8 protein-coding genes are annotated in these 7,158 nt (G+C 59.5%); 2 read left to right on the top strand and 6 right to left on the bottom strand.

What is annotated here, in order from left to right:
• Positions 1-203 precede the first annotated feature (203 nt).
• Positions 204-1,202 carry a hypothetical protein gene (locus tag HOP58_RS18105; protein WP_234261102.1) on the top strand — a complete coding sequence of 333 codons (999 nt, stop codon included), beginning with the start codon at positions 204-206 and terminating at the stop codon, positions 1,200-1,202.
• A 101-nt stretch (positions 1,203-1,303) separates the two neighbouring features.
• Here HOP58_RS18105 and HOP58_RS18100 read toward each other — a convergent pair whose 3' ends face one another.
• The 4 genes from HOP58_RS18100 to HOP58_RS18085 form a co-directional block, all read right to left on the bottom strand.
• The gene (locus HOP58_RS18100) at positions 1,304-2,545 is read right to left on the bottom strand and encodes an FAD-dependent oxidoreductase (RefSeq protein ID WP_234261101.1); all 1,242 of its coding nucleotides are present in this window, start codon (positions 2,543-2,545) and stop codon (positions 1,304-1,306) included.
• Between the two features lie 476 nt (positions 2,546-3,021).
• The gene (locus HOP58_RS18095; RefSeq protein ID WP_234261100.1) at positions 3,022-3,564 is read right to left on the bottom strand and encodes an HD domain-containing protein; all 543 of its coding nucleotides are present in this window, start codon (positions 3,562-3,564) and stop codon (positions 3,022-3,024) included.
• Positions 3,565-3,643: 79 nt separating this feature from the next.
• Positions 3,644-3,820, bottom strand: a complete 177-nt coding sequence (locus HOP58_RS18090) for a DUF1289 domain-containing protein (RefSeq protein WP_234261099.1) — start codon at positions 3,818-3,820, stop codon at positions 3,644-3,646.
• Between the two features lie 11 nt (positions 3,821-3,831).
• On the bottom strand, positions 3,832-4,395 hold the full coding sequence (locus HOP58_RS18085) for a TetR/AcrR family transcriptional regulator (RefSeq protein ID WP_234261098.1): 564 nt from the start codon (positions 4,393-4,395) through the stop codon (positions 3,832-3,834).
• Between the two features lie 104 nt (positions 4,396-4,499).
• Here HOP58_RS18085 and HOP58_RS18080 point away from each other — a divergent pair, with 104 nt between their 5' ends.
• Positions 4,500-5,474, top strand: coding sequence for an NAD-dependent epimerase/dehydratase family protein (locus HOP58_RS18080; RefSeq protein ID WP_234261097.1), 975 nt, complete (start codon positions 4,500-4,502; stop codon positions 5,472-5,474).
• Positions 5,475-5,540: 66 nt separating this feature from the next.
• Here the strand turns inward: HOP58_RS18080 and HOP58_RS18075 are convergent, their stop codons facing one another.
• Both HOP58_RS18075 and HOP58_RS18070 read right to left on the bottom strand, forming a co-directional pair.
• Positions 5,541-5,906: a hypothetical protein gene (locus HOP58_RS18075; RefSeq protein ID WP_234261096.1), complete on the bottom strand. Its 366-nt coding sequence runs from the start codon at positions 5,904-5,906 to the stop codon at positions 5,541-5,543.
• A 100-nt stretch (positions 5,907-6,006) separates the two neighbouring features.
• The gene (locus tag HOP58_RS18070) at positions 6,007-6,972 is read right to left on the bottom strand and encodes a LysR family transcriptional regulator (RefSeq protein WP_234261095.1); all 966 of its coding nucleotides are present in this window, start codon (positions 6,970-6,972) and stop codon (positions 6,007-6,009) included.
• Between the last annotated feature and the right edge of the window lie 186 nt (positions 6,973-7,158).

Below are 7,158 nucleotides of genomic sequence, written 5' to 3'. Positions count from 1 at the left end.
GGGATGGTCATGCTCATGGGCGGTGCCATCTTCTTGAGGATGGCTTCCTTACGCTCTGCGGGGTAACGCACGTTGATCACCTCTCAATCCGTTTAGGTGACAACTACGCTGACAGATAGGGTGATCGAGCGGGAGTGATTTTCGCTAAAGGTAAGCACCTTATAAAGCTACCTAAATTTCTAGGGAAGGATATGTTTAACATCTTGAAAGAACTTTACTGGCTCCGCTCGATGAGCGAGCCGCGCATGGATCGTCACCGTTACTGGCTTGCTGCCTACTTGCTGTTAAGCATACAGTTGGGTGCTGCGTTTGTTATGGGTCAAAACCGCTATTTATGGGAAATGACGCCAAGATACTTTCCTGAGGCTTTCTTTTGGGTTAACTATTTTACGCTCTACTTCTCGATCGATTTCGTATTGATCGTTTTGTGCCTTGTAGTGGGTATTAACGCCTTCGGTCGGTTGTGGGGTAGCCTCGCAGGGGTTGGAATTTACTCATTAGGGGCTTTGGGCTCAATGGTCAATTGGGCGTTAATAAGCCGGATGGATGAGCAGCTTGGATACTCACTACTAACGATGGTGGTGCTGGCAATAATAGGCATTGTGGCACTACTCATGGGGTTCACGCTACGCTCTCTTCGCGATGTCGAGCCGTCACATGCGCTCTTACGCCAGCGGCCGGACATGCCGTCGGAAAAACAGCTGGACTGCCTGACTTTCTTGCGTCGCTACCTGTTGGCCCACTTGGTGATCAGCGTTATTGGCGCCATAATTGTCGGTATCATGTATTGGCGTCTCAATAACCTATCAGTGATGGGTTATTATAGGGCGATTGATTCAACGTTAAAGGTCGGTGGTTTTTTCCTACTTCTACTGGTAGCATTGGGAAGTGTCTGGATTCTTAATCTAACCGCCAAGCGATTGAATAGTTTTACCGATGCCACGGCGGCAATTATATGCTGGGGTGTAGTCCTGATAGTCGTCATCGGTGGCGGCACGACCTGGCTGGCAGTAAACGGGTTTTATAATAGTGGTTGGCTGTTTCTGTTGGCCAATACCGTCTCTCTCAGCCTATGGCCTATCAGCATTGGCGCTCAGTTTTATTTGCTAACAAATCCCTCGAAACAGCTCTCTTCCGCAGCGAGGGATATGGCGGAGCCATCAGCGCCGGCGCCTGCCACTTCACCGCAGCTCGATACCTGACGCCCCGGAGTGCCTCGGCTATCGACCACCAGTCCAATTAGTACTGAAGCTTCATAAAGCGGGCGCCCTAAGGGGCGCCCGCTTTCGTTATGGCCTTGCTTTCAGAAGCGATCGACGCGGAACGGTGCCATATCCACTGCAGGTTCTTCGCCATCCATCATCTGGGCGAGCAGCTCGCCGGTGGCGGGGCCCAGGGTGAAGCCCTGGTGGCCGTGGCCGAAGGCGAGCCACAGCCCTTCCTTCTCGGGGGCGGGGCCGATCACCGGCTTCATGTCGGGCAGGCAGGGGCGGGCGCCTTTCCAGGGCTGGCTGTCGCGACGCTTGCCCAGCGGGAACAGCTTGCGGGCCACCTTCTCGGCGGCAGCCAGCTGCTTGTACTGGGGTGGCGAATCCAGATCGGCCAGCTCGGCGCCGGTGGTCAGGCGAATGCCGGCGCGCATCGGTTCGAGCAGGAAGCCTTTCTCGGCGTCCATCACCCAGTGGTTGAGCTTGGCATCCCCTTCGGCGGAGTAGTGCATGTGGTAGCCGCGCTTCACGAACAGCGGCACTTTCATGCCCAGCCTTCCCAGCAGTTCTCCGGCCCAGGGGCCCAGGGCCACCACTACCTGCTCTGCCTCCATGGGGCCTTCGCTGGTATTGACTCGCCAGCCGCCCTCGACCTGGAGCGCGTCCTCGACGCTGGCCTGCTTTATGTGGCCACCCTGTGCGGCAAAGCTGCGGGCGTAGGCCTGCACCAGGCCGCCCGGGTCCGAGACCATCCAGGGCTGCGTCCAGTGGATCGCCCCGACCAGTCCCTTGGCCAGATGCGGCTCCTTGGCGTAGAGCGCCTCGGCGTTCAGCGCTTCATACTCGACCCCGAAGCGCTCGTGGTTCTCCTGGGCTTCTTTCTGGCGCTCTTCGAACTCCTTCTGGGTGCGGTAAAGCTCCAGCCAGCCGCCCTTGCGTACCAGCGCCTCGGCGCCGGCGGCCTCGATCATCGGCGCGTGGGCGTCCTGGCAGCGCATGATCAGCGAGGCCCACTCGGTCACGATGCGCTCGTAGCGCTTACCGCTCGAGTTCAGCCAATAGTCCAGCAGCGGGCCCGCCGCGCTCAGCATGCCGGTGGGGCGGTAGCGGATGTCCACCTGGCGGTTGGGCACTACTCGCAGCAGGGTGGCGATATCGCGGGGGAAGGCGTAGGGGCGCACCGCTTCGCGCTGGATGATGCCGGCATTGCCGAAGGAGGTCTCGAGACCCGGTTCGCGGCGGTCCACCAGCGTGACGTCATGACCGCGACGCACCAGATGCCAGGCCACGGATACGCCGACCATGCCGGCACCAAGAACGATGATTTTGCGGGCCATGAAGGTCTCCCAGCCGATGGAAAATGGAAAGCTCCGCCGCGGGCAGAGCCTGTCATGGGCGGAGTTTATCAGCACTTCCCAGAAAATCGGCTACCTGCTGAAAATTAAGATAAAGTCGCCATAACTCTGCTTTCAGGCAGAATATTTGCCCGTGGCAATGGGGGTGAATAGAATTTTTGTTTGCGGTGGAGCCTTGGGCCTGCTCGCGCCCTTACCGGATAGTGTAGGCGCTGCACTGAGGGCCGCCATGGTCTGGCATGATCTGGCTAAGGCTCTGATCAAGGACAGGGGGCGGGTGCTGATTCCGGCGTCTCGCAACGGGAAAATTACCGCTCGGTAATCCCCATGGCGATCCAGGCTCGGTTTGCAGGAAAAATTACCGCTCGGTAACTTTTTATGGCCACTTCTGCGCTGTCGCTCTTGCCGGTCTTTCGTGAACGGTATCGATGGGGCTCGGGCTGATGGGGCTCGGGCGGCTACCGCGTATTGCCGCGGATCTTCGCCTCGCCTTCTGTTAGCACGCTCCATGCCTGACGCCTCAGCGCCTGGTCACCCGCTGTCATCACTTCCAGGAGCCGGCGCTTCTCGGCCAGGTAGACCCGGGCGAAGCCGCGGTCCCGCGCGACGATGCTGATGGTGTTGTCGATCAGGTCGGCGTACTTGATGGTCTGCGCTTCTGGGGAAACCTGAGCCAGCCTGTCGCGCTCCAGCGCCTTGCGGTGAGCGCGGTTGCCGATCTCCGGATCGATGAATTGATCCGTCAGCTCCTGAACTAGGACAGCGACGCGCTGGCCGAAGCACTCCTCGATGTCCAGCGCTGTCACGGCGGTATCCTCGAGCACGTCGTGCAGGTGGGCGGCGGCGATCATCTCCGCTGTCGCCGATTCCACGGCCGCCACCATCTCTGCGACGGTCGCCGGGTGCTGCCAGTAGGGCTCGCCGGTGTACTTGCGGCGCTGGCCCACGGCTTGATGGGCGGCCCTGCTGAACAGCGCCGCCCGTTCGATCATGTCGTCCATGCTGGCAGTTCTCTCCTCTCCGCCTTCTTCCGCTTCACCCTCTGCCACTCCACCTTCAACCGCTCTAGCTTCCTCTGCCTCAATCGCGCGGGAGCTTCTTCAAGCGCTCATCGGCGCGCTTCACCGTTTTCATCCTTTCCGGCCGCTTCATGGCTTTCCAGTGGCGTATCTCTTCGATCGTGCGGCCGCAGCCGATGCAGAGATCGCCTTTCAGTTGGCATATCGAGACGCACGGGCTTTCGATCTTCTTCGCCATTCAATGCCTGTTCAAGAAGGTGACTGAGTAGACGGGGACGGCTGCGACAACTCGTTTACGACTGCGTCGAAGAGCAACCTGCTGGTCGCTTCGACGTCCTTGCGCGCCATATTCTGCCCGACCAGCGACAGCGCTCCCTGTGAGGCAGCCCAGACAGCACGTGCGGCCTCGTCTACCGGCAAGCGGAAGCGGCCCGTATCAACCAATCGTTGCACTTTCTCTCGCATCAAGGCATATCCCTCCGCCGCCAATTCTGGATGGGAGCGCACCTGTTGCGCGAAAACGATATATAGCGCAGGTCTGTCCAGCGCGAATTCCACTGCAACATCCCAACCAAAGCGCAGTTGCTCCAGCAAGTCGGCCGTGGCGGCAGGCGCACGTTTGCGCTGCATGAACTCGGCCATGGCGCGCCTGACGAGTGCTCGCTCCAGCCCATCCTTGTCGCCGAAGTGGTGGTAGAGGGTGGGCGCTTTGACCCCCGCCACTTCGCAGACCGTGCGAGTCGTCAGACCTGCTGGACCATGCGCCTCCAGCAGCTGCGCAGCCGCGTCCAGAATTTTTGTTTCAGTGCCCATCGCTGGCCTCACGAGAATTCAGTGCTTGACTGAAATATAGCGGTGATATACGTTCAGTGTATCGGTGTTATACGGCCGTGCATCTACAACAAGGAAAATCTCATATGAAATCCAAGTGCCTAGTCACAGGCGGTTCCGGCTTTGTAGGCAGCCGCCTCATCCAAATCTTACTCTCTCACGGGTGGCAGGTGCGTGCGCTCGCGCGCAGTGAAGACTCTCTACGCATCGTCCGTGCGCAGGGTGCCGAGCCTGTTCGCGGCTCGCTGGAAGACCCTTCCTCGTTGGCCGCTGCCGTTCAAGGCTGCGACATGGTTATTCATGTTGCAGCGCACTTCAAGTTGTGGGGAGATCCCGCTGAGTTCGAGCGGGCAAACGTGCAAGGTACGAATAACCTGCTGCAAGCTGCCGCAAGCGCATCAGTCAAGCGTTTCGTACAGCTGGGGGCAGCTGCGGTCGTAATGGGCGACCGAGAGCCTATGTTGCGCGTGAGCGAGGCCTTGCCACGTCAGGAGCGAGCCTGGGCACCCTACAGTGCATCCAAAGCGCGCAGCGAAGCGCTGGTGCTGAGTGCCAATCGTCCGGGGGCATTCGAAACCGTGGTCGTGCGTCCGCCAATGATCTGGGGACCCGGCATGCCAACCCTGGATCACATGATCGAGACGGTCAACGCGGGTCAGTTCCGCTGGGTGGGCGGTGGTTCGCAGTCCATGTCCACCGCTCACGTCGACAACGTTTGCCATGCACTCGAACTGGCCCTCGAAAAGGGTCGTGGCGGTGAAGTCTATTTCGTCAGCGACGGAACGGACAGTACGCTCAAAGAGGTGATCTCGGGTTTGCTGCAGACGCGTGGCATCGAGCCACCGCGCGCTTCGGCACCACTGCCGGTGGCCTGGGTCATGGCCACCATGATGGAGTGGATCTGGCGCACATTTTCACGACCGGGTGAGCCCCCCATGACGCGTCAGATGCTGCGCTTGATCGGTGAGTCTTTCACGGTGGACATAGGCAAAGCGCAGCGCGAGCTAGGCTATCGACCGGTTATTACGAGGGAGCAGGGGCTCACGGCCATGCAGGCCTGACAGCGCTGGCCAGAGTCGGCTGGCCTGGAGAGCGCTAGACGCACGGGCTTCGAGCATCTTCACCATTTAATGCCTCGTTGGCTTGGTGCGTAGCCTGCGCTGCCAGTCGCCGCCGTGCTCTCGCTCACATGCTTCTTCACTGTCGAAATCGAGATGCCGCGAGGCATCGCCGACATCGAGGCCGGCCTCGGCCAGTGCCTCGGCGGTCAGGTCAGCGATGTGGCGCCGGGCATCGCCCTTGAGCGCATTCGCCAGGTTGGGGTGGGTGTCGAACACCCAGGTCACCACCAGGCTCTCGGGAAAGCGCTGGTAATCGACCTCATGGGTGAGCCAGCAGAAACCAGGCAGCAGGGGCTTGGCCTGTTCGCAGGCGTGGGTCAGCGCAGCGCTCAGCCGTCGCTCCATCTTGCCGCGTTCTTTCTTGGCAATCATTGCATCTCCAAAACGTTTGGCCGCCAGCCAGGACTCATTGGCGACCTGATGCCCACTTTAGCGGGCTGAGCCACACAGTTCACTGCCCTGTCAGTATCCCTCACGCATCCCCTTGTTTCTCCTGAGAACGGTCACTTCGGTGCGACGGGGCTATCGACTGCCACTGGCGCTCGGCACGTGGCATGAGCTCACCGAGCCAATCCACGAATGCCCGCACGATGGGCGACAAGTGGCGGTTGTGTGGGTACAAGACCGATATGGGCACGCTCGGCGCCTGGATGTGGCCTAACACTCGCTGCAACTGGCCGCTGTGTAGGTGAGGCATCACCATGTAATTTGCCGCACGTATCAGCCCCAAGCCTTCCAAGCCGCAAGCGATGTAGGTCTCGGTGTCGTTGACGATCAGGTGCTCGCTCATCCGTACGACTCGCTCTTCATCGTTGACCACGAAGCGCCAATCCATGGAGCGGCCCTGATGCCCGGAGAGAAAACCGACAGCATGGTGGTGTTTCAAATCTTCCAATGAGTGCGGCTCACCATGTTCCTTGAGGTACTCGGGCGAGGCACATGTCACCCACTCGAAGCTGGCAATGCGACGCGCCACCAGGGTAGGAGAATCCTGAGGTACGCCGGCACGAATGACGCAATCGATGCCCTCCGGAATCAGCTCCACGGCCCGGTCGCTCAAGATCAGGGTCAATTCCACATCGGGGTAACGGGCCTGAAATGGCTTGATGCCAGGCAGTACGAACAGCTTGGCCATCGAGGCAGTCATGCCGACTCGAAGCTTGCCCCTGAGCCGTTCATCGCTGCCACGAAGGCCTGCCTCGACAGTCTCCAGTTCGGCCAGTAGTCGGCGGCAGTGGTCGTAGTAAAGACTTCCATCGGGCGTCAGGTTCAAATGCCGTGTGGTGCGCTGGAGCAGTTTCACGCCAAGGTGCTCTTCCAGCTCCTTGATGGCGCGAGTGACCGTCGAGGGGGGAAGGGCCAGGTTCTCCGCGGCTTTACTGAAGCCGTGCATCTCAACCACACGGACGAATATCTGCATGGCTTGAAGTCGATCCATGTTCTGGGCTCCCTGGCTTCCTGTAGCAGCCAGAATAACCGATTACGCAGCTGCGTCTAATTTCATTCTCGGAAAAATTGATTTCCAAAGTCAGCAATAAAAGTATCGTTGTTGCTGTCTTTATAATTCTGTTTTCCAGGGAGAGCTGTTATAAATCTACGCGCCAGCGCATATCCTGCATGTGAA

It is taken from the genome of Halomonas sp. MCCC 1A11062 (genome assembly GCF_021404355.1).
GTDB classification, from domain to species: Bacteria; Pseudomonadota; Gammaproteobacteria; order Pseudomonadales; family Halomonadaceae; genus Halomonas; species Halomonas aerodenitrificans.
Note: the sequence above shows the minus strand (reverse complement) of the source record. Positions and strands in the feature narration are given on the sequence as shown.